The sequence below is a fragment of the Chitinophaga sp. genome (genome assembly GCF_039596155.1).
Lineage (GTDB): Bacteria > Bacteroidota > Bacteroidia > Chitinophagales > Chitinophagaceae > Chitinophaga.
This window is the reverse complement of the sequence record NZ_JBCNKF010000014.1, coordinates 171,035-191,421: the sequence shown is the minus strand read 5'-3', so window position 1 is coordinate 191,421 and position 20,387 is coordinate 171,035. Positions and strand designations below refer to the sequence as shown.

At 45.6% G+C, this 20,387-nt stretch carries 17 protein-coding genes; 5 read left to right on the top strand and 12 right to left on the bottom strand.

Going from position 1 to position 20,387, the window contains the following annotated elements:
- Together ABDW33_RS15555 and ABDW33_RS15550 are read right to left on the bottom strand one after the other, a co-directional pair.
- On the bottom strand, positions 1-1,877 hold a 1,877-nt coding region (locus ABDW33_RS15555), incomplete at its 3' end, for a hypothetical protein (protein WP_343690996.1).
- A gap of 718 nt (positions 1,878-2,595) precedes the next feature.
- Positions 2,596-5,628: a DUF4450 domain-containing protein gene (locus tag ABDW33_RS15550; RefSeq protein WP_343690995.1), complete on the bottom strand. Its 3,033-nt coding sequence runs from the start codon at positions 5,626-5,628 to the stop codon at positions 2,596-2,598.
- A gap of 482 nt (positions 5,629-6,110) precedes the next feature.
- Here ABDW33_RS15550 and ABDW33_RS15545 point away from each other — a divergent pair, with 482 nt between their 5' ends.
- On the top strand, positions 6,111-6,434 hold the full coding sequence (locus ABDW33_RS15545) for a hypothetical protein (RefSeq protein WP_343690994.1): 324 nt from the start codon (positions 6,111-6,113) through the stop codon (positions 6,432-6,434).
- A 200-nt stretch (positions 6,435-6,634) separates the two neighbouring features.
- On the opposite strand, the gene ABDW33_RS15540 is transcribed toward ABDW33_RS15545, so the two are convergent.
- On the bottom strand, positions 6,635-7,312 hold the full coding sequence (locus ABDW33_RS15540; protein ID WP_343690993.1) for a hypothetical protein: 678 nt from the start codon (positions 7,310-7,312) through the stop codon (positions 6,635-6,637).
- A 43-nt stretch (positions 7,313-7,355) separates the two neighbouring features.
- Here ABDW33_RS15540 and ABDW33_RS15535 point away from each other — a divergent pair, with 43 nt between their 5' ends.
- Positions 7,356-8,228, top strand: a complete 873-nt coding sequence (locus ABDW33_RS15535) for an MBL fold metallo-hydrolase (RefSeq protein WP_343690992.1) — start codon at positions 7,356-7,358, stop codon at positions 8,226-8,228.
- A 468-nt stretch (positions 8,229-8,696) separates the two neighbouring features.
- On the opposite strand, the gene ABDW33_RS15530 is transcribed toward ABDW33_RS15535, so the two are convergent.
- Positions 8,697-9,413: a hypothetical protein gene (locus tag ABDW33_RS15530; protein WP_343690991.1), complete on the bottom strand. Its 717-nt coding sequence runs from the start codon at positions 9,411-9,413 to the stop codon at positions 8,697-8,699.
- 51 nt (positions 9,414-9,464) lie between these two features.
- On the opposite strand from ABDW33_RS15530, the gene ABDW33_RS15525 reads away from it, so the two are divergent.
- Complete coding sequence (locus ABDW33_RS15525; RefSeq protein WP_343690990.1) at positions 9,465-10,124, top strand: alpha/beta family hydrolase; 660 nt, start codon at positions 9,465-9,467, stop codon at positions 10,122-10,124.
- 723 nt (positions 10,125-10,847) lie between these two features.
- On the top strand, positions 10,848-12,182 hold the full coding sequence (locus ABDW33_RS15520) for an MFS transporter (protein ID WP_343690989.1): 1,335 nt from the start codon (positions 10,848-10,850) through the stop codon (positions 12,180-12,182).
- Positions 12,183-12,259: 77 nt separating this feature from the next.
- Here ABDW33_RS15520 and ABDW33_RS15515 read toward each other — a convergent pair whose 3' ends face one another.
- The 5 genes from ABDW33_RS15515 to ABDW33_RS15495 form a co-directional block, all read right to left on the bottom strand.
- Positions 12,260-13,177, bottom strand: coding sequence for a 2-dehydropantoate 2-reductase (locus ABDW33_RS15515; protein WP_343690988.1), 918 nt, complete (start codon positions 13,175-13,177; stop codon positions 12,260-12,262).
- Between the two features lie 277 nt (positions 13,178-13,454).
- Complete coding sequence (locus ABDW33_RS15510; RefSeq protein WP_343690987.1) at positions 13,455-15,374, bottom strand: TonB-dependent receptor; 1,920 nt, start codon at positions 15,372-15,374, stop codon at positions 13,455-13,457.
- Between the two features lie 45 nt (positions 15,375-15,419).
- A complete protein-coding gene (locus tag ABDW33_RS15505) occupies positions 15,420-15,599 on the bottom strand; it encodes a hypothetical protein (protein WP_343690986.1) in 180 nt (59 codons plus the stop codon).
- Between the two features lie 22 nt (positions 15,600-15,621).
- On the bottom strand, positions 15,622-16,401 hold the full coding sequence (gene xth / locus ABDW33_RS15500; RefSeq protein ID WP_343690985.1) for an exodeoxyribonuclease III: 780 nt from the start codon (positions 16,399-16,401) through the stop codon (positions 15,622-15,624).
- 2 nt (positions 16,402-16,403) lie between these two features.
- Entirely contained in the window at positions 16,404-16,652 is a 249-nt protein-coding gene (locus ABDW33_RS15495; RefSeq protein ID WP_343690984.1) for a hypothetical protein, read from the bottom strand.
- A 128-nt stretch (positions 16,653-16,780) separates the two neighbouring features.
- Here ABDW33_RS15495 and ABDW33_RS15490 point away from each other — a divergent pair, with 128 nt between their 5' ends.
- Positions 16,781-19,120 (top strand): DUF1963 domain-containing protein, encoded by a 2,340-nt coding sequence (locus ABDW33_RS15490; protein WP_343690983.1) that lies wholly within the window; start codon positions 16,781-16,783, stop codon positions 19,118-19,120.
- Here ABDW33_RS15490 and ABDW33_RS15485 read toward each other — a convergent pair whose 3' ends face one another.
- Genes ABDW33_RS15485 through ABDW33_RS15475 form a run of 3 tightly spaced genes read right to left on the bottom strand, consistent with a single transcriptional unit; the run spans position 19,121 to position 20,358 of the window.
- Positions 19,121-19,345: a hypothetical protein gene (locus ABDW33_RS15485; protein ID WP_343690982.1), complete on the bottom strand. Its 225-nt coding sequence runs from the start codon at positions 19,343-19,345 to the stop codon at positions 19,121-19,123.
- 39 nt (positions 19,346-19,384) lie between these two features.
- The gene (locus tag ABDW33_RS15480) at positions 19,385-19,681 is read right to left on the bottom strand and encodes a putative quinol monooxygenase (protein ID WP_343690981.1); all 297 of its coding nucleotides are present in this window, start codon (positions 19,679-19,681) and stop codon (positions 19,385-19,387) included.
- Between the two features lie 11 nt (positions 19,682-19,692).
- A complete protein-coding gene (locus ABDW33_RS15475; protein ID WP_343690980.1) occupies positions 19,693-20,358 on the bottom strand; it encodes a type 1 glutamine amidotransferase domain-containing protein in 666 nt (221 codons plus the stop codon).
- Positions 20,359-20,387: the final 29 nt, after the last annotated feature.

The following is a 20,387-nucleotide window of genomic DNA, read 5'->3' as shown; positions in this document are numbered from 1 at the left end:
ATTTTAAACGGTGCTGAAGTAACGGTACACGTACCATTTACGACGACGACAAAGAATGACGTATCTGCCATTGTCTGAGTCGTGTAGTTCAGCATCGCAGTCATGTTGTCGTAATCAGTCATCTGCTGACCTGTAGCCACACTGGTACCCCTGTACCAGGTAATACTCTTGGTAGGGTCACCAGCGGGATCAAGTGCATCAGCCACACTCAGGGTAACCCTGCTACCCAGACACAAGGATGTGTCAGAAGCAGCGATCTGCACAATTGGTTTATCATCCTTCTTTATAGTCGCACTATTAGAGTCCACACAGGTCTTACCTCCATCAATACCGTAGGTTACATAACCATATACTTTGATAGTGGTATCACTGAGCACGGTTACGTGCCGGTCGGGACCAACATAACTGGTATCACTCCATTTGAAGTAATCATAACCACCGGAGGCTTGTAATTCGACCGTTCCACCCACACAGATTTGCGATTTTGTAAGATTCAATACCGGCATCGGCAGGATGGTGATCTTGACCGATGAGGAAGGGGCGGCACAGGTGGCCGCAGAACTTCCGTTTTCAAATATCCTGACACGGAACAGGTAATCAGCCGCAACGTCTTTCGTCCCTTTCAGTTCACCCTCGTGAATAACCAGGGTATCTTTGTTAGCAGTACCAAAAGGTACATTGAACCAGGATACGCCACCGTCATCAGACATTTCCCATTGATAGGCAGGATTGGTAAAATAGTTGGTGGGTGTATATGAAGAAACGAGGGTCGTAGGAACGCCCTCGCACAATACCTCTTTCAGGTTACTTGCCGATCCAAGGATGGATGCATTAATAATCGGACTACAATAAGAGAACTGGATATCATCCACCGCAATATCGTTACCACAACCACCGGGGAAGTTATTGACAATTCGTACAATTACACTACTCACGCCGGAAGGTACAGTGAAGGAACCACCGAACCTTTGCCAGGTAGCTTTGGCGAAGTTGGGAGAAACAGCATACGTTCTGAAACTGGCTAATACCTGGCTGGTATTGGCCGCATTCAGGATCTGGAAAGTCACACCTGCATATATGAAACCTGACGCACAGGTATTCGTCATTACCAGCGAACTGTCCGCATTAATGAACCAGGCACTAAAGTTATATACAGAACCACGGCACAGACCATCTACCTGTTTCTGGAAGAAAGTGGACTTCGTAAAACCGGAGTTAGCCACCAGCATACCACCACGGCTATTACCGGTGTGATCTGGCGTCGTGATCCAGTCACCCTTCAGGTGAGTGTTGTTTGAGATCGCATAATAATTATCTGCCGGGTCACCGGATGGGGAGTAAATATAAGTAATCGCAGAACTAGGCGAATATGCCATTCGGCTGGTATTGGTAGGCAGCGCACCAAAGTTTTCTGTAAAACCAGGCATCTCTGCGTCACCACCGCTACAGGTCGAAATCGTACAGTCAACTACAACGAGACTTTGTGTTTTGGTCACCGTAGAGTAGACGGTTTTACCACCACTGGTAGTCGCGTAGGTCATCGCTATTTTAAAGGTATACTTACCGGGCACGAGGAACTGCAGTGTCAGCAGGTTCGTCTGGTTCAGCAAGGTATCCTTAATGGACGATGTTCTTTGGGAATACAGAATGTTATAGTCGGCATTCGTACCACTAGGTGTAGTAATTGTCCAGTTGGCTTTAGAAGCATTACCACTTGCCAGCTGCACGTTCATACTGGTAAACTTGATCTGGTCCGCAGTGCTACTATTAGTAGACATACAGACCGTATCTGGCATATTAAGATACCAGGTTTGAGACCTCGCTATACCAGTAAAAAGCAACAAACAGCCAAATAATAGGATTAGAATCTTCTTCATCTTCGTACTTTTTGAAAAAAAACTATCAGATACCTCAGTTTCAAGCTGTTGTAACCCAGTTAACGCTTTCATAATTTTGAGGGCGATAGTCCATCCTATTATACCTCCAGATGGCAAGCCGGTGTTTGTAAATGTGTTTCATAGGCCAAAATGATAATTATATACGAACGAGCAAATATAAAATAACTTTGATATATTTTAGTATTTTATAATTGATAAACTATTTTAAATATTGTCAATCAAGCACTTACAAGTTTTTAACAATTTGATAACAACGTTTTGAATTCATTCTAAAAAGTGTAGAAATTATTCTAACACAATAACTTATATCATTTTTTTAAAATGCAATAATTTTCATAATATTTCTTTTCAGAGAAGGGACAAGGGGCATTTTTGGAGTAGAAAAGAGGGATTTGTGGTATTATATTATCAGTGGAGTATCTAAAGAAAGTACTGTTACTTTTTGATGGATTTTATTTCGGAGAAAACATATTGTGAAGACTGGAGCTTGCTGTACTTACACAAAATCGTGTAACCATGTGCCTGTTTACTTTTGTAAACATTGCTAACTAATTCATTATAAGATTATTGATATACTTAATGTTGGCTTATAAAAATAAATGCACCATATGGCCGGATGATGGACATTTATATTTAACTGAGAAATTGGGGTAGCGCTGCTTATTTACCTGATCAGCTGAGGTGGTCAAAAGCCGGTTTAATTTGGAAAGCGCTGCAAGGTGAGGGCCATCAACCCCACCAGAACATCGTTGGATAACGTTTCCAGTGTGAGTGTTTTCAATTCCTTTTGAGGATCCAATAAAATATCTGTCAGCATGCCGGCCCCACCTTCAATTTCCCGGCCATACACGCCCTTAATTTCGAGGTCGCTGCCAAGATCCTGGCTCACTAATCCGGTTTTAAAATGAAGCCGCCAGGGCTTCTGTGAATGCATTTTAAAGGCCAGGCTGTCAGTAAAATAATCCTGTTCCACAGGACACCAGCTTTCGGGGTTGACCAGGTCTTTTACCTGCCGGGAGCCATCCTCATATAGAATTGTTATCCTGCCATTGGCGATCCTGCTTTGCATGGGATTCGTGCTACCTGCCATTAACAGGTAAGCATGGGTGGCTTTGCCATGCAGCGGAACCTGCACACTATGAGGATAGTTATCCCAGCGCGCTGTGAAGATGATGTTCCTGCCTCGCGGCGGGATTCGAAAAGGTACCGTAAAATGACATTCCGTAGGATCTACAATGCTGGCAGTGGTCTTCGGATGTGTCCACTCTCCTATTCCGTGCAAAGGAATCTGCAATGTCGTATACGGAGACCGCGGGGAACGGTAATTATTTTTGAAGATATCGGATATGGAGGCGTTCCATTGGGAATCGATGTATATGGGCTCACATAAATTGCTTTCGACTGCTGCGAATGCTGTATAAGTGGCGGGTTTTGCCTGTGGGGCCTCAAGGGGATATGCTGCCAGCCAGGTCATCGCTCCCTGTGTAATTGATCTGAACGTTGTTTGTGTGCCTGTAACAGGTGGTATGACAATCTCTTTTCCGGCCCATTCGATCGCCACATCTGCATTTCCAGCCGGAATCTTTATGGAAATAAGGGGATAGCCGGCTACAGCCGCAGACAACTCCCAGCTGGCAGGTTGCCCATTGACAATGATCTTTTTAATACGATCTTTTTTAGCACGCACCTGTAACTCGATATTGGAGAAATGTGTAGCAATATGATAGGTATCTTTCCTGTATTGGAAACTAAGATCCGGTGTTATTAAGGTCGCAAATGGCCAGGATGCAGGGAAGCCAGGTCTGATGATCACACGGTTATTTAAGCCATCGGGACGTATACCATACAATCCTTGTACCAGTAAGCGGGTGGCAACGCCAATAGCATCGCCAAAGTCGCGGTAGCATTCCCCCCTGGCCGCATCGTAAAATGAGATCTGCCCAAAATTGCCCGGGCTATCTCCCAGGTACATACCGTCTAATACGGCGCTTTTGAAAAGCCTGAACCCTTCCTCACTTCTGCCCGCCTGAAAGTAAGCGAGGGCGGTATGCATCACTTCTGCAAAAGCAACATTATTTGTACTCCAGGTGTAGGGCATCCAGTTACTGGTAGCAATGGTGGCATAGCCTTCGTCTTTCAGCCCTGTTCCTTTTACGGGAATATGCGGTATTTGTGTATCCAGGTAACGCGTGGCCTGAAAAGCCTGTACGGCATCGGGCACATCGCTGTCGATGGCGTGATAGATGGTATATACCCCTGCACTTTCGTGAAGGCGTTTTAACCCCATGAAGTCCTGGTATTCCGCCCAGTAACCTTTATCCTGTAACCATAGCCGCGTGTTGATAGCAGCCAGTATTTTACCGGCAGCTGTGCGATACGGTCGCGGATCCTCCCCGATTTTCTCTGCAATGAGGGCCGCCAGATTATTTGCGCGATAATTATATGCGGATGAATAGGTGACAGCTCCTGAATTGTAATACATACCATCGCTGGCCCATATGCAGGCATAGGCATCAAATAAGCCATCATCATCCGGATCAAAATTGCGTTTCTCCCATGCAAGATGCCGGGTGAGCACAGGCCAGATCTTCCTGGCATACACCAGGTCACCAGTCCATTGCAGGTGCCAGAGCAATTCATCAATATATACCAGGTTCATATCGTAATGATGCATCTGATCCGGCCGATTGGGGTTCCGGGCAATGTACCCGTTACTGTACATGGGTGTTCCCCATTGCTTCACGGCCCTCGCAAGGCCAAGCGCAGTATCCTGTGTTGGGTGAGGGATCGTATCAGGTACAGCAGTCACCTGGCTGGCGGCATAGCCGTCAAAATGTATCCTGGCCCGGTCATGCCATCCCAGAAAATCACCTGTATAAGCCGCTCTCCAGCCAGTGAGTGGCATACGCCAACCAATGGCACCATGTAACCAGCTTTTACCGTCCCAAATGCCATCCGCCGCCATTACCAATGCACCGGCAACAGGATTGATAAATGGATCTGGTGTTTCGATCCGAACCCTGTTCGCCAGTTGTACGCTTTGCTGCGCTGCTATATTAAAACTGTCGTGGTTGCCGGTAGCCGACAATTGCAGGTGATCAAACAGGATGTATCCACTTTCCGCAAGCTGACAGGTACTGGTATATTCCGCGTGGTCAGCGGCTTCAAATACACCGGGAGGATCTGCTCCCATATCGCCGGAACGGGATAACTTTTGCGCCCTGATGCTGGTGACTCCTGCAACTACCCTACTTCCTGCAGGCAGGTGGTTAAAATCAATTTTCCATACCGCTCCTTCCCTGTCATACAGTGCCAATACGCTGATGCGCAGTACACCATTGCCCCACGAAGTATCCCTGAGTATGTAGCTTCGTTTTCCTGCATTGTAACGGGCTTCGCAATAAGTAGTAGTATCCAGCGATTGCCTACCCTTACCGGGAACGTCTATCCAAAAACTGATATGCCGGCTGTTTTTCTCAATATAAGCCGCAAATACAGGCCGGTCGCTGGTTTCTAGCCTGAAGGCGGTAGGACCACCATATAAAGCCCTTGTATACCTGTTTTTACCATTCACACAGACAAAATCATTCCCTTCCGGATGATATTGCAGGGTTCTGGGCATCCCTCTCTTATCGTCGTTATAGGATGTTTGTTCGATTAAGTCGGCTTTCTGGGCTACTCCTGCAAATGCGTGGAACAACAGGAGCAAACAAATGGTGCGTTTCTTCATAACTATACAATATAAATTAAATATTTATTAGCGCCCCTATAATCCTACGATAAAAAGCTACCTATTGCCCCACCGGCGACATCTGGCGGAGGAGGCGGATCAACTCCTGCAAACTTCAGACAGGGTTAATTATCCAAAGTGACTTCTCCTATATCAGGACCAGACCCATACGGCGTTTCTTCGGAGATATTCCGCAGATAACCCGCAGATATCCCGCCTATAAGCCGCCTATAACCCGCATCTATGTAGAGGCGGGTTATAGGCGGAATATCCCCGGGTTGTTCCCAGGTTATCCCTGGGTTATTTACAGGAAAAAGGCGGTAACCTGTCGATATCAGCCATTCCCGGGGGCTGTTATTGACTAGTCTATTGCATAATAAATCTCCTGTTCAACGAGTTGCAGGCACTTACCTGTTAAGTTGAAAGCGTGCGAATGGTAGGGCAATAAGATTTTGACGGTATTTTTGGTGAACCGGGCATGTATGCGTGCAGGTATTTTATGTGTAGTGGAACGGATTATTCATACCAGCGTTCTCCGGCATGTAGACTTGCAGCCAGCCTGTTACAATGACATTGCCTACTTCGAAGCCAAAACAGGAATGAAATCGCCACATGAAATGCCGACTTGTTATACTTTGTATAGAGGGTTGTATGCACGCGAAGATCATTGTAGCATAATCCGATTGATGGGAATAGTTCATGATAAACGCTATACGGACAATGGCTTTCAGCTGGCTGAGTATAGATCTTTTCTGCTTATACTTTGTATAGAGGGTTGTATGCACGCGAAGATCATTGTAGCATAATCCCATTGATGGAAATAGTTTACGATAAACGCTATACGGACAATGGCTTTCTGCTAGCTGAGTATAGATCGTTTCTGCTGTATGGTCGATAAAAATAATTGCAATGATTATGGTGACTTACCGTCAGATTCACTTGCACATCTCCTGCAGGATATCTCGACGGCTATTCCGGGAAGGACTGTATAAATAATTAATAAAAATCACTCTTCATCGTCCTCATCGGCGTCATCCTCCAAAGAAATATAATCCCACGCTATTTCCAGCTGGTCCAGCATGTTGTCAAACCGGTCGGCGTCATTTGTGCCGATAAAGGCTCCTGTGCAACTGCCTTCTTTACTAAAAGATAAACTCACCATTTCCACATATTCCCGGGTAAACACCCGTTGTGTGGCATGAGAAATTTCTTCCAGTTCCACGTAATTCTGCTGCACGAATTTCACTGTCTCCGCCGGCACCGGTGCAAAGGAATTTGCATTATATGTTAATCCTCCGAGTACCCCGTTATACACCGCCATCAGCAGTAAAAATCCTGATGTTGTGGTGCATTCCAGGTGCCAATCCGGGTTCATCTCGTCACCTGAATAATTACCGTATACGGGAGGATCAGGCAAAGTGAGATCCGCTTTCTTAATTCCCCAATATACTACTTGCTGATTCTCTTCGAAAAACACCAGGTATTCATCCTGTGACCACCCTATCTCTCCGGGTTTCAGCAACCTGTTATGGGCATAATTGACCGCTTCATGTTTACCTAAATGCAGGTAGTATTCTCTTAACACCTCCGGTAGTGGCTGGTTAATTTCACTTGCATCAAAACCAACGTTGTCCTGTGGCGAAATGCCGTACAGATGCCTGATCTCCTGGAAATATCCCGTCATCGTTCTTTGCTTTAATGTCGCGAATATCCTACTTTTATAAGTTATGAACCTGACAATTTCCGGATATTCGACTGCTTTGTTTGCTACCTGGTATTTCATAGAAGAATTAGGATTACTTTTTGATTGCGGGGATGGCCTGATGTCAGGTCTGCTACAAAAGAGCAGGAAGATTGAAAACGTGTTTATATCCCATCCTGACAGAGATCATCTCACAGGCCTGTTGCAGCTCAACCAGCTTAATGCCAGAGATGGTTTCCCGATTATCAATTACCCCAGGGACAGTTCTTCGTTTCCTGCACTCAGGGATTTCTCTTTTAAATTTGATCCCCATGTAAAAGGCACTCGCTGGAATGCGCTATCAGACAGGGATAAAGTATGGATTAGGAAGGACATCTATGTAGAAGCGTTGCGCAATAACCATGTTCCTGCGGCAGAAAATGTTTTTAAAAGCTTGGGGTTCAGGGTGGTTCAGGTGAAGCATAAACTAAAAGCGGAGTATGTATCGCTGCCTCCCCTGGAGATTAAAAAAGCGATTGATACACTAGGAAAAGAAGCGACACACCATGTCGTAGAAACCATCCTGTTGTGCTATAGCGGAGATACGCCAGCTGAAAACTTCCATTACTGGAACAATGCTAAAATACTGATCCATGAAGCGACTTTCTTAGGAGATGAGGTGGAGCTTCAGGCACACCGGAACAAGCATAGTAAACTGGAAGAGGTACTGAAAGGAGTAAAGGATATTCAGATCGAAGCACTGGTCCTTGGGCATTTTTCTTCAAGGTATGCTGATGAAACGATTGACGGTGCGATTGTTGAATTATGCAGGCGATTTGATATACAAATCCCTGTTTACAGGGTATTGCCGGGGAAGACTGTTTTTGATATTTTGTCTATGAAGTCGCTGACAGCCTGATTTAATCAGGGTTGTGTTGCAGGTTCGATCTACTTCCCTGTATCATGAACAGCGGAGCGCGACATGGCTATCGTGGTAGCAATTGTTATCTCAGCGCTTAGGTCTGCGCCCAGGAATAGTAATGTGAATCAGCGACGCATTGTAAATATTTGAGATTGAGTGAACATACGGTTTTCTTTCATTCCTGCATATCGCCGGCCGTGTAGCGTAAAACGGCATACAGGTCAAATTCCTTCTGCTGGCAGCCGATTATAGGAATGAAGAGCAATAGGGATAGCAGACATCTTCTCCTAATAAAATTTTCTATAGGATGCAGGACCGGGAAAAATTCCATCATTCAAGATAACTTTAACATTGCCTGGTATGAACTATTAAAAAAAAGTATTCCATAGGTGGAATACAATCATTTTTCGAATGCTGGTATTTTTTGAACACCGGCATTTTTCCTGGCTTGGCATTTGACACGCTCTAATCCGTTGAAGATCCCACTATCCCCACATACCAATTCTTCACCGGGTTGTAAATTGTCCAGAAATAACTGCCCCACCATTCCTTGCCTGAGTCAAAGAAATTTGAGCAATCTGTGCTCCAGGCATAGATTTCAATCTCTTCCAGGTTATCAAAGAAAAAGTTGATAAAGTCAAGTACATATTCTCCCTTCTTCAGGATGCTTTTATCGAACTTCATGGTATATGGCGGTTCTATCAGGGCATATATAAAAGCACCATGCACCCCATCATCCGGACGGGTATGCATATACAAAACATCGGCAGGCGTTTCCTCCCCGTCATAATAAAAATAGGAATTGTTAGTATCGTTTCCCAGCTCCCCGCGAACGATCGGTTTTAGCTTGGTGGTATCAAAGCAGGGCCCTAGAAAGGTTTCCAGATCGATCCTGGTGCCACTTTCGTCCAGCATTTTATAGTTGATGACGGGCAGTGAAGGGAAGTTATCCCGTTCTCCCCTGGGAGCAATTTTATTGATGTGCAGGTTCCAGTTATAAATGACTTTCGCCATCGTTTGGCGCGCCACCGTCATATGTGCCTCATACTCAGCTGGTAGCTTTCCTTCATAATTGGCTGAGATTGAATATACAAAGATGCCCAAGACACCTCCAAGTTCGTCATGCTCAATAATTTTTTCCCTTACCCGGGGATCGTTTACTTCCTGAATGTTAACAACCATAAGTAAATTTAGCTATTTTATATATTTGAACCTTATTTAAAGCCATGAATTATGGAGATTAAAAATTTATCATTGCCTGTTTCGGCTGTACCAGGGGCAGTTTCTGCCATCCTTACCCTCCCGGACAAGCCTATATGTATTCTGACACTGGCACACGGTGCAGGTGCCAATATGCATCATGCTTTTATGGAGGCACTGGCCACGTCACTGGCCGGAGCAGACATAGCCACCCTGCGGTTTAACTTCCCGTTCACTGAACAGGAAAAGAAACGCCCTGATGCTCCTGCTGTGGCCCAGCAAGCCATTGCAGCTGCTATTGATAAGGCACGGGAATTATATCCTGCCCTCCCGTTATTTGTGGCAGGAAAGTCATTTGGCGGCCGCATGTCGTCTCAATTGCTGGCTGCCCAACACAGGAAAGAGGTCACAGGTCTGATCTTTTATGGCTTCCCGTTGCATGCTGCCGGCAAACCATCAATTGACAGGGCAGCACATCTCCAGCTTGTAAAAGTACCGATGCTCTTCCTGCAAGGCACAAAGGATACCCTGGCAACATGGGACATGATTGAAGCCGTGTGTAAATCACTGAAAAAAGCGACACTCGTAAAGCTGGAAGGGGCGGATCACTCTTTTAAGGCGGGTAAAAACAAAGACATGATCCCGGTGATTACTGCAGCAACAAGGGACTGGGTGAAAAAGAAAATAAAATGATAATGGGTGCGCCGGTCTCCGGCGAGTGCAAGCTCCCTGTAATTCATGAATAGCTTCTGTAGGCGTGCTTTCTATGATCCATACTTTCCTAACATTTCATCCTGAATTATTCGCCATGCCTGTACGTTAAAAATTACGATCCGGATCAGTGAAAAAATTCCAGATCCTGCTATTGAAGGACAATCCCCTCCCTACATTTCATCCGGAAACATCCAACATGCTTCTGCGTTAAAAACTGCAACCCGGATGAGTGAAAAATTCCGGATCCTGCTATTTGGAAACAATCCCCTCCCTACATTTCGTCCGAAAACATCCAACATACTTCTGCGTTAAAAACTGCAACCCGGATCAGTGAAAAATTCCGGATCCTGCTATTTGGAAACAATCCCTTCCCTACATTTCATCCGAAAACATCCAACATGCTTCTGCGTTAAAAACTGCAACCCGGATCAGTGAAAAATTCCTGATTCTGCTGTTTGAGGAAAATCCCCTCCCTACATTTCATACGAAACATCACCACACTTCTGCGTTAAAAAATGTTCCCGGATGATCCGCTAAAATCACCTGCAATCGCCACACACATGAATTCGTGTCGCGCATTTCCATTTATCCGGGTCAAATGTCCCGGTTTGCAAAAAATATGATCCTAATTTTGCTTCCGGAGTGAACTCTTTGGGATCACTACCAGCACTGATACACTCTCCAAACTACTACCGAAACGTCATGCGTTCACTGAATAAAAATCTTGTATTGGCTATCGCCTCCATGGGCATCTTCGTAGAAGCCCTGGACATTGCGATTGTGAACCTGGCATTGCCGAAAATTGAAGCCGATCTGGGATTAAGCAATGACTCCGGATATAAAATTCAAAGTATCTATATCCTGATCTATGGGAGTTTTCTAATTTTAGGCGGTAAACTATCTGACTACCTGGGGAGGAAAACCATCTTTATGGCAGGATGCGCCATCTTCCTGTTCACCTCACTGGGAGCAGGTCTGACACATACACTCAATTACCTCGTCCTCTTCAGGGCTTTACAGGGATTGGGAGCTGCCTTGCTGATGCCTGCTGCTTTCTCTATTGTCAATTATTATTTTACTGAACCACATGAACGGGGAAGAGCCATGGGAATCTTTGGTTCGTTTGCGGCAACCGGTGCCGCAGGCGGCGTATCTGTAGGTGGGATCATTGCTAACTACTGGGGATGGTCCTGGGTGTTCCTCATCAACGTACCTATTCTTTTGTTGATACTGGTGATTGCCTATATCTATCTCGAAAAAGACGTAACAACAGATCGTCAACTACCAGATATTCCCGCTGCTATTGCCCTCGTACTCGGCATGCTGTGCCTGTCAAAGATCACAGAGGGAAGTCACCTGATCATATCTGTACTCTTATTGTCTGTGTCGTCCTATTACCTGTACTACCGGCTCAAGACACAGGCGTATCCGTTACTGGACATCCGGGTACTACTACTATCATCCCTCCGTAAAGGCACATTGCTATTCTTTTTGTTAGGCGCATTGTTCACAGGCTATCTATTCCTGATGAGCTTTCTCGTACAGCAAAACTTTGGATTCAGCGCTGCCGGGTCAGGACTGCTGATGATGCCATTTAATATTATTTCTATCCTGCTGGGACGGTTCGGGCTACCAGCGCTCTCAAAGAAATTGTCCGCAAAAACAATTGCAATGAGTGGTGCAATCGCTATGCTTGCTGGTACATTATCGTTGGTGCTGGCGGTGCAGCTACACAGTTTAGCATTCCTGCTGGCAGGTGGTGCCTGTATTGCAGGTATAGGCATGACGCTTTGCTACACCGGATATACCGTTATTGCGATGGAACATGTGCCCGCAGAAAATCTGGGGATTGCTGCCAGTTTGATTAACACTGCCTACTTTGTAGGAGGTGGTATTGGCCTGCCGCTTATATCCGTGTTCATGTCGCCTGCATCGAAGCAGTTAGATACACGTCCCTTGTGGTTGCTATTTATTGTCGCATGCTTTACTGTTGCGAGATTATTTTTCAGGGGAAAGCCGAACGTGCCTGTAAATTAGCCTGGATAGCAGCACGTAGTTGTTACGTCATACCCTTCCGGCTGGCTTCCATGGGTAAAACCGGGTCATTTTTACTATCAGGACTTCAGGTTTATTTGTTCTTTGAGCTTTATCAATTCACCCAATAATAAGATATCATTTGCTGTTGCCTCCATCCCTTGTTGTTGGGCGATTCTGAATATTTCAAAATTCAGGGTGTCTATTTCCGTTTGCCTGCCATTACTGATATCCTGTAATGTAGAGATAGATTGACCTGCTGAAGCCTTACTGATATTTATCAACCCGGTTTCAATTTCCTCAGGACTCAGATGGACACCAGCTTTGGCAGCTACTGCCAGGCATGAACTGATCAGCTTTTGAGCGATATGTAAGGCGAAAGCATCTCTGTAAAAAATGCCATTATCGGTTTCCAGTAAGGGGCAAATGGAATTAAAGACTGTATTCATGATCGCCTTTTTCCAGATGACCTGTTGAATATGTTGTTCTTCTCTGAATGGGAACCAGGGTGTATTTATCTGGGATACAATTTCCTGTAATGTAGATACGTCTCCTTGTATGGTCCCTACAGGCGAATCTGTAACCGGTCTGAATCTGACTACACCATTTTCAAGGATCAGGCTGGTGGAAAACAGCACGCACCGGTATATATGTCTGAATCCAAGGCTGGTAAAAGGTGCCTCTACATTTAATCCATTCTGGAGTATCACAACAGGGGTCTGCTGCACCCTGGATGCCAGCTTCAAGGCAAGGTCCTTATTGCCAAACGATTTCGTAGTGAGAACCACAAGTCCATCGATATGATCGACAGCATCCAGTGTAACAACCGGTATTGTTTGTGTGAGTAGGGTGCCATCTGCCAGTTCTACAACCACCTCTTCCTGCGTTCTACTACCATCGTTCACGCTGCCACGTATCACTGTGACTCTTCTGCCTCGGGCAACAAGAAACAGGGATAATGCTCTGCCAATAGCGCCAAATCCGATTATATAAATCATGCGTGTTTGTATTGAACTAACAATTTAATGAATTGTACCGGAACAATATGAATACAGATCTTATTCTTCTGGCAGGTACAGTGTGCTACCGTGAATGCCATATCGATAGAGTGCAGGCTTTCTGCATGAAAACAGGGTAAAAAAAAGAGGGCGGTCTCAAAGTTTGAGACAGCCCTCTTTTCCCGGCGGATATGATGCAGAAAATTTTCTTCGCCTTCATCCTCAGCGCATTCCCGCTACGAGTGATATATGCCCGTTCGCCCGGTTATGGTGATGGCTATAAAGTCAGTCTCATCCCTCCCATCAGCCATCTCCCTGGCATCTGGGCGCCCGTAAGGTCTGCATATGTTTTATTGAACACGTTATCAGCCTCCACATTCAGGCTGAGTTTATTCTTAATGACGAATACATCGGCTTTCACACTTGCTACAAAGTATTCTTTCGTTACCATGCCTGCAATGCCGTTCACTGCCTGTGGGTCTCTCACTTTGTATAGCCCGTTTACACTGACACCAAATAACTGGTTGCGATAAGACAACATACCATTCAGCAGGAAGCGGGCATGTGATGATATATAAAAAGACTGTTGTCCTTCCTGTATATCAGAGTACAACCACGTAGCGCCTGCAGTTGCACTTACCTGGTGTTTTTCATGGTAGGTCCTGGTGAACTGGATATCTGTTTCTACCCCGCTGGTCACCATCTTAGAGATGTTCGTAGCCAGTGAATACACCCCATTTGGAGACAGATTATGCTTATAAGGCATGTTGTTGTAGGGGGTCGTTGTCCAGTCGATCAGGTCATTATATCTGCGCTGGAATAAGGTAGAAGACACACGGATAAATTTACCAAAGTAATCTGCACCGGCTTCATAGCTAAAAGAACTTTCAGCCTTCAGGTCAGGATTACCAATCTTACCACTTGTAACGAGGGGTTTGTTATTGTTGTTGTAACGCTCTGTAAAATCTGCATTGCGAATGGTTTTACCAGCACTACCACGGATCTGGAACTGGCCTGTTCTATAGCTGGCATTCAGTTGAGGTACCAGTTCCGCACCACTGCGTTCATCCCAGTCCAGTCTCAATGCAGGGCTTAATGTAAGGGCATGCCATAGCGTAGCTGTGAGGGAAGCAAAACCTGCTGCCTGGTTAACGGTATGGTTCCCCCTGTCGTTAGAGACAATACTTTTTTGCTGGAACTGACCACCCGCTACAAAACTGATATCGCTGTTGAACTTATGTTCGTACAATGCGAGCGACTGGTATAACTTACTACGATTATTGTTGGCTACAGAAACCGGGTTGTACACATAATGGTCATTCATATTCTTATAACCGGCCATCAGACTGAATGAATTGTTGTTCTTATGATATTGGAGGTTTAACTGTTGCCACCACGTAGACAACTTTTCGCTGGCGGTATCGGAAACGTAGGTAGTATAGAAATTCTGTGCGGCAAACTTCCTGTCGTCGTAACTCAGGCGGTAAGAGAGTTTCCAGCTATCACTGAGCTTGTAGCTGGCGGACCCGGAGATGGTATGCAGATGGAAATAGCCATCTATACCACGCTGTGGTTGTCCGTCCGCATTATTGGTTTGTCCGCCGATATTGACAGCCAGCTTATCAGTAGCGTAATAGGCATTCGCGTTGGCATTGAACAATCCATATGCTCCACCTGTGGCGCCCGCCGTGAATTGGCTGGATGGGGCAGCATGCTGGTTATTGGCGAAAGTTTTGGTAATGATATGGATTACACCGCCTACGGCATCAGAGCCATAGATAGCAGAAGACGCACCTTTCAGTACTTCGATATGATCTATTTCAGCGGGGTTCACTGGTATGTAACTGCTAAAGTGACCGGTATTAGGGTCATTGACGCGTATACCATCGAGAATCACTAATACCTGCTGGAAGGTACCGCCGCGGATGACGATATCACTGGCTGCGCCCATCGGGCCTTTTGACTGTACTTCCACCCCTGGCAGATAGCGGAGTACTTCATCGATGGAATGAACAGGCATTTTAGCAATGTCCTCTCCTTTTATAACGAATAAGTTTCGACCTGTTTTTGAACTGGCTACCGGATTGACAGTGGCAGTAACGGTAACAGCATCCAGTTCGTTTATTTTATCCTGCGCCGGCAGCGTCATCGCATAAAGAATGCTGGCAGCCACAGGTAATGCTAATTTTGGAAACATTAGGTATGGTTTACTGATTGGGCGGCAAAGGTACAGCAAAAATTATTACTGCACGCCCTGTTTAATACCCACCTGCCGTAAGCGATTTTTCTGTAAACCTGGTTTGTAATCGGTAAGCCCTGGAGGAGCCAGGAAATTATCTTCGTAATAAGAGATGTAGCCACTGCCCATTTTTTCGGCCCACTTCTTACATCCATCCAATTCTTTCAAATCCTGATCTTTCATGGAAGATCACGCTATCCATAACTTACTGGTCAGTAATTTCAATCCATACGGGTGCATGATCGCTGGTTTTTTCCCAGGCCCTCACATGTTTATCCACCCCTCCTCCTGACAGAAAATCTTTCAGATCGGGAGATAATAAAAAATGATCCATCCGGATTCCGGCATTTCGCTTGAATGCATTTGCGAAGTAATCCCAGTAAGTAAATAATTTTTCTTCAGGATATAACGTTCGGATCGCATCTATCCAACCCTGCTTTAAGAGCTTTTGAAACGCAGCACGTGGTTCCGGAAAGAATACAGCATCATTCACCCAACGTTCCGGTTTGTGCGCATCCAGCTCCGTGGGCACAGTATTATAATCTCCCACTAATATGACCGGGGTCCCTTTTTTAATCAATCGCCTTGCCTTGGTAAGAAGCCGTTTATACCAGGCCATTTTGTAGTCAAATTTAGGCCCTGGTGCAGGGTTGCCATTGGGCAGATACAAACAGGCAATAATGATCCCATTGATCTTTGCTTCTATGTACCTGCTTTGTATATCCTCCGGATCTCCGGGTAATCCTTTGTAAATCGCCTCTACCGCGCAGCCGTTCTTTGTGAGGATGGCCACGCCATTCCAGCTCTTCTGTCCATGCCAGATGGCATTGTAACCTATGGCTTCCAGACTTTCCTGCGGAAACTTTTCATCCGGTGTCTTTAATTCCTGCAGACAAACTATATCAGGCTTTGCCTCTTTCAGCCATTTTATTAATACAGGCAGCCGGCCATTGACACCATTCACATTGTAAGTCGCTATTTTCATCACTATCCTAATATGACCGGCAATTTTTCTACAGCATATTCCACAGCTTCTACAGGCGAGTAAAAATGCCGGGGTTCACCATTCGTATCCTGAAAGATCGTACCGGTTTCATGTACCCCTGCAGGCTCTTTCAGAGCGTACGACACAATAAAATATTCAGTCGGAATTACATTTGGATCACCATGCTGTGCATCCCGGGGTTCAATTAATAACCATACATCCTGGTTGTTGACCTGAATCTTCTCTACCATACAAATTGTTTTATAATGTCACACGCATAATTGTGCCATTATTCATTTGTGGATAAATCTTCTTTTCAAAGTTTTCTGACCCGCACAAAAAATTGTATACTTACCGCACATTGTTATAAATGAGTGATATGAAGTCAACCTCAACAGCAACTTACAGCATCAGTTTTCCGCCAATTTATGAGCACATACGCATTGCCTGGGAAAGTATTACAGCAGAGCACCAGAAAGATGACGACTATCTTTCTTTTATTACTACAGGTTTGACGACACTTAGTTTTTACGATAAATTCAAGGGAGATGACCTTCTGTCTCGTTTCCGCGCCAGTTGCCTGGAACAACGCGGGGAGGTAACAGTCATCGCAGATAAAACCCTGCAGGTAGCGGGTTTAACTGCCGATATCAGAACGGTACATTCTCCTGATGGCTATTTCTATTACTTTGGACTGATCGCTATTGACAGTACGTATGGTTACACCTTTATCGGGGATTGTGATACGGTGAGAAAGGATTATTACGAACCGCTTTTTGATGAAACATGGCAAAGCCTGCAATACTTTGGGGACCCGGTAGCAGCGATGGAAAATCAACAGGCAGGTATCGAGGCGGTGATTGGTAAATACAGGGAACAGCCTTTACAGGAAGAGCCGGTAGCCAGGACTTATGCGCCCTTTGTGGTACCAGAAGAGGGTGAGGAGTACTGGCAGATAGGTGAACATCTATTTTCACTGGCAGGCCCGGCCGACTGTTCTATCTCAGATGGAGATGGTGCGTTGTATGTGAAGATCGACGCCAGAGCACCATATCCTATAGCAGGCTTGACGGACGATTACAGTAATGAAAAGGTATACCTGCAATTCTATTTTAAAGGCATCTATAACGCAGGAGTGCCTACGGGACAATTTCTATTTGAAGAAGAAAGAGAAGCATCCTATCTTACCTATGTATGGAAGGGAGGATTTGATTACAGCCATCATCTTTCCGGAGAGGTGACCCTGAAAGACGGGTGGTTAGGCATCAGTGGATCATTCGGAGATCTCCCTGTACAACTGGCCGTAAAGATTCATCCTGACCTGCCATGGGACAAATATCGTTTCCTGACCGCCGCGGAAGTTGCTACTGCGCCGCCGGAAATCGTCAGACAACTGTGGCTCACAGACCCCTACCCGCCGACATTGCAGGAAACGCTCTATCCACTCACGCAATTAGAAAACCTGTTCATTGACTTCAGGAGCGCGAATGAATTCAAGGAAATCCCTACAGCCGTAAAGCGAATGAAGCAGTTGAAACACCTGGCACTAACAGGCGTATCGCAGCTCGATCGCTTGCCACAATGGCTGGGAGATCTGAAAAAACTGGAAACGATCCGGATATCGAATAGTAAAATAGAAGGCATCCATCCTTATATTTTCCAGTTGCCCGCACTCAGCAAATTGTATCTAAGTGATAACCAGCTGCAATCCATCCACCCGGCGCTGCCGGAAAAACTGGAAACGCTGATACTGTCAAATAATCAGCTGACGACGATCCCTGATTCAGTGCTGAAGTTAGACTATCTGAATATAGAAGACAATCCACTGGAAAAATTACCTGCAGGCCTTGAAAATATTCCTATACTAAACCTCGAACTGGAGAAGAAAATGTCGCTGCTGGATTATACTTATAAGGGAGCAGGACCTTATAATGACAGCCTTTTCCAGGCCGAAAATGATCCTGTGCTGGTACAGGTACTAGCAACACAGATCCAGGCAGCGGGGCTGGATGATTATAAAGAAGGATTGATCCATCGCAGCCGCAAGGCAGTCGGTCTGGACACCACAGAAGAAGATGCCTATCATGAAAAGGGGAATCATCGTTTTGGCGGATTGCCGGATCTGCCCCGGGAAGTGAAACTGCATGAAGAAGGGATGGAGTTTATCGCCCAGATCAATTGTGCAGATATCGCCGCTTTGCAGGATTACCTACCCAGGACCGGCGTGCTTTATTTCTTTATCAAAGACCAGGAGGAACTGGATCCGAAGGTGGTATATTTTGATGGCGACTTAAGTGAACTGGTATCAGCCAGGGAACTGGATGCCGAAGCACCGTATCCGCCGTTTAAGGCAGTTGCCCGCCAGTATGCAGGCATTCCAAATATGTACAATGCACAAAGCCTGTATCCTGAACTGGCAGAGCTGTCAGAAATGTGGGATGAAATGGAGCAGTTAGAAACGGGCCTTTACGGCGCAGATGGCAGGCCGAAGCATAGTATCAACTCCTATGTATTCAAACAACATGATACGCCGGAAATAGAGGCTGTAAATGCGAAGCGGGGCAAACCGGAAGACTGGATGGTCCTGTTACGGGTCAGCTCAGATCAGCGCCCGGGATTTTGTTTCTGGGATGCGGGAGAAATCTATTTTGTCATTCACAAAAGCGACCTGGCGAAAAAAGACTTTTCAAATGTATACTGCGGACTGGAAAGCAGCTGATCAGAGAAATCTGAACACCTGCTTTCTGTATTCCTCAAAATCCTGTTCATTGGAAATGGTCTGGAACTTTTCCTGCTGCCCGTTCCGGCTTTGTCTTACCAGGTGGACGTCCTGACCACCTACAATGGTGCGTTTTGCCCTGTCGAAAATGAGTTCCAGCTCAGATCTGTCCTGTGTTAATTGCAGGTCTTCAATACGATTGACGATGATGATAAAATCTTCCATCGTGCAAAGGTATATAATTGCCTGAGACAATCCCGTTACTTAGATGGTATCCAGTTTCGAAGCTACGGTCACTTCCCTGTTCTCCAGCAAAGGTACGATCTGCCCTACGACCAGCTCCTGAAAATATGCGGAATTACGATGTTCGGCCACGGCCGCCTCACTTGTATACCCTTCGTATAACAACAGTGTATTTACATCCTGCTGACTCTGGTGGATATCATAGAATAAATTTCCTTCTTCTTCCCGGCTCTTCGCTGCCGCCACTTTCAATAATTCCAGCACTGTATTCAATTGACCTTCTTTTACCTGCCATTTGGCAAACACATAGATATTCATTTTATACCTTTTTATTTTCCTAAGATAGCTACTATTTTTTCGCCTACTCCTTTTGCAGAAGCAGGATTCTGACCGGTAACCAGTCTGCCATCTGCAATACTATTTGCAGACCAGGGCGCAGCGGCATGAAATATGGCTCCCTGGCTGGTCAGGGCAGACTGCAGATCAAAAGGCACATCTGCCCTTGCATAATTATCTTCTTCTTCAGTCGTGAAAGACGTGATCTGCCTGCCATTCACGAGGTAGGAGCCATCGCTCAGTTTCACATTCAGCAACGATACGGGGCCATGACATACAGCGCCTACCACTGCTCCGCGCTCGTATGTTTCAGCAATTACTTTCTTCAACAGGGGGGCTTCCGGCATATCTACCATGGGAGCCAGTCCACCGGGTACAAATACAGCATCATATCCGGTTACATCTACTGTAGAGAGTAGCTTTGCATGCTGCATATCGGCCCATCCTTTTCCTGTTAGAAATTTCAGGTTATCCGGATCTGCTGCTTCATGCAGGGCATCTAAATAGGGGGTATCGCCGGTTAGGCTGGCAAAGTCCACCTGGTAACCTGCTTTATCGAATGCTGCATAAGGATGCGCGACTTCTGGCAGAAAGGTACCTGTTCTTCTGTTGCGGGGGCCAATTGCATTGGCATTGGAAACGATGATCAAGATTTTCATAATGTAATTTTTAAGTGGTTTGATGACTC

Bases quoted from the DNA above. Each gene is read 5' to 3' on its own strand.
- ABDW33_RS15550 (WP_343690995.1), bottom strand. From the start codon at position 5,628: ATGAAGAAACGCACCATTTGTTTGCTCCTGTTGTTCCACGCATTTGCA.
- ABDW33_RS15545 (WP_343690994.1), top strand. From the start codon at position 6,111: ATGCGTGCAGGTATTTTATGTGTAGTGGAACGGATTATTCATACCAGC.
- ABDW33_RS15540 (WP_343690993.1), bottom strand. From the start codon at position 7,312: ATGACGGGATATTTCCAGGAGATCAGGCATCTGTACGGCATTTCGCCA.
- ABDW33_RS15535 (WP_343690992.1), top strand. From the start codon at position 7,356: ATGAACCTGACAATTTCCGGATATTCGACTGCTTTGTTTGCTACCTGG.
- ABDW33_RS15530 (WP_343690991.1), bottom strand. From the start codon at position 9,413: ATGGTTGTTAACATTCAGGAAGTAAACGATCCCCGGGTAAGGGAAAAA.
- ABDW33_RS15525 (WP_343690990.1), top strand. From the start codon at position 9,465: ATGGAGATTAAAAATTTATCATTGCCTGTTTCGGCTGTACCAGGGGCA.
- ABDW33_RS15520 (WP_343690989.1), top strand. From the start codon at position 10,848: ATGCGTTCACTGAATAAAAATCTTGTATTGGCTATCGCCTCCATGGGC.
- ABDW33_RS15515 (WP_343690988.1), bottom strand. From the start codon at position 13,177: ATGATTTATATAATCGGATTTGGCGCTATTGGCAGAGCATTATCCCTG.
- ABDW33_RS15510 (WP_343690987.1), bottom strand. From the start codon at position 15,374: ATGTTTCCAAAATTAGCATTACCTGTGGCTGCCAGCATTCTTTATGCG.
- ABDW33_RS15505 (WP_343690986.1), bottom strand. From the start codon at position 15,599: ATGAAAGATCAGGATTTGAAAGAATTGGATGGATGTAAGAAGTGGGCC.
- xth (WP_343690985.1), bottom strand. From the start codon at position 16,401: ATGAAAATAGCGACTTACAATGTGAATGGTGTCAATGGCCGGCTGCCT.
- ABDW33_RS15495 (WP_343690984.1), bottom strand. From the start codon at position 16,652: ATGGTAGAGAAGATTCAGGTCAACAACCAGGATGTATGGTTATTAATT.
- ABDW33_RS15490 (WP_343690983.1), top strand. From the start codon at position 16,781: ATGAAGTCAACCTCAACAGCAACTTACAGCATCAGTTTTCCGCCAATT.
- ABDW33_RS15485 (WP_343690982.1), bottom strand. From the start codon at position 19,345: ATGGAAGATTTTATCATCATCGTCAATCGTATTGAAGACCTGCAATTA.
- ABDW33_RS15480 (WP_343690981.1), bottom strand. From the start codon at position 19,681: ATGAATATCTATGTGTTTGCCAAATGGCAGGTAAAAGAAGGTCAATTG.
- ABDW33_RS15475 (WP_343690980.1), bottom strand. From the start codon at position 20,358: ATGAAAATCTTGATCATCGTTTCCAATGCCAATGCAATTGGCCCCCGC.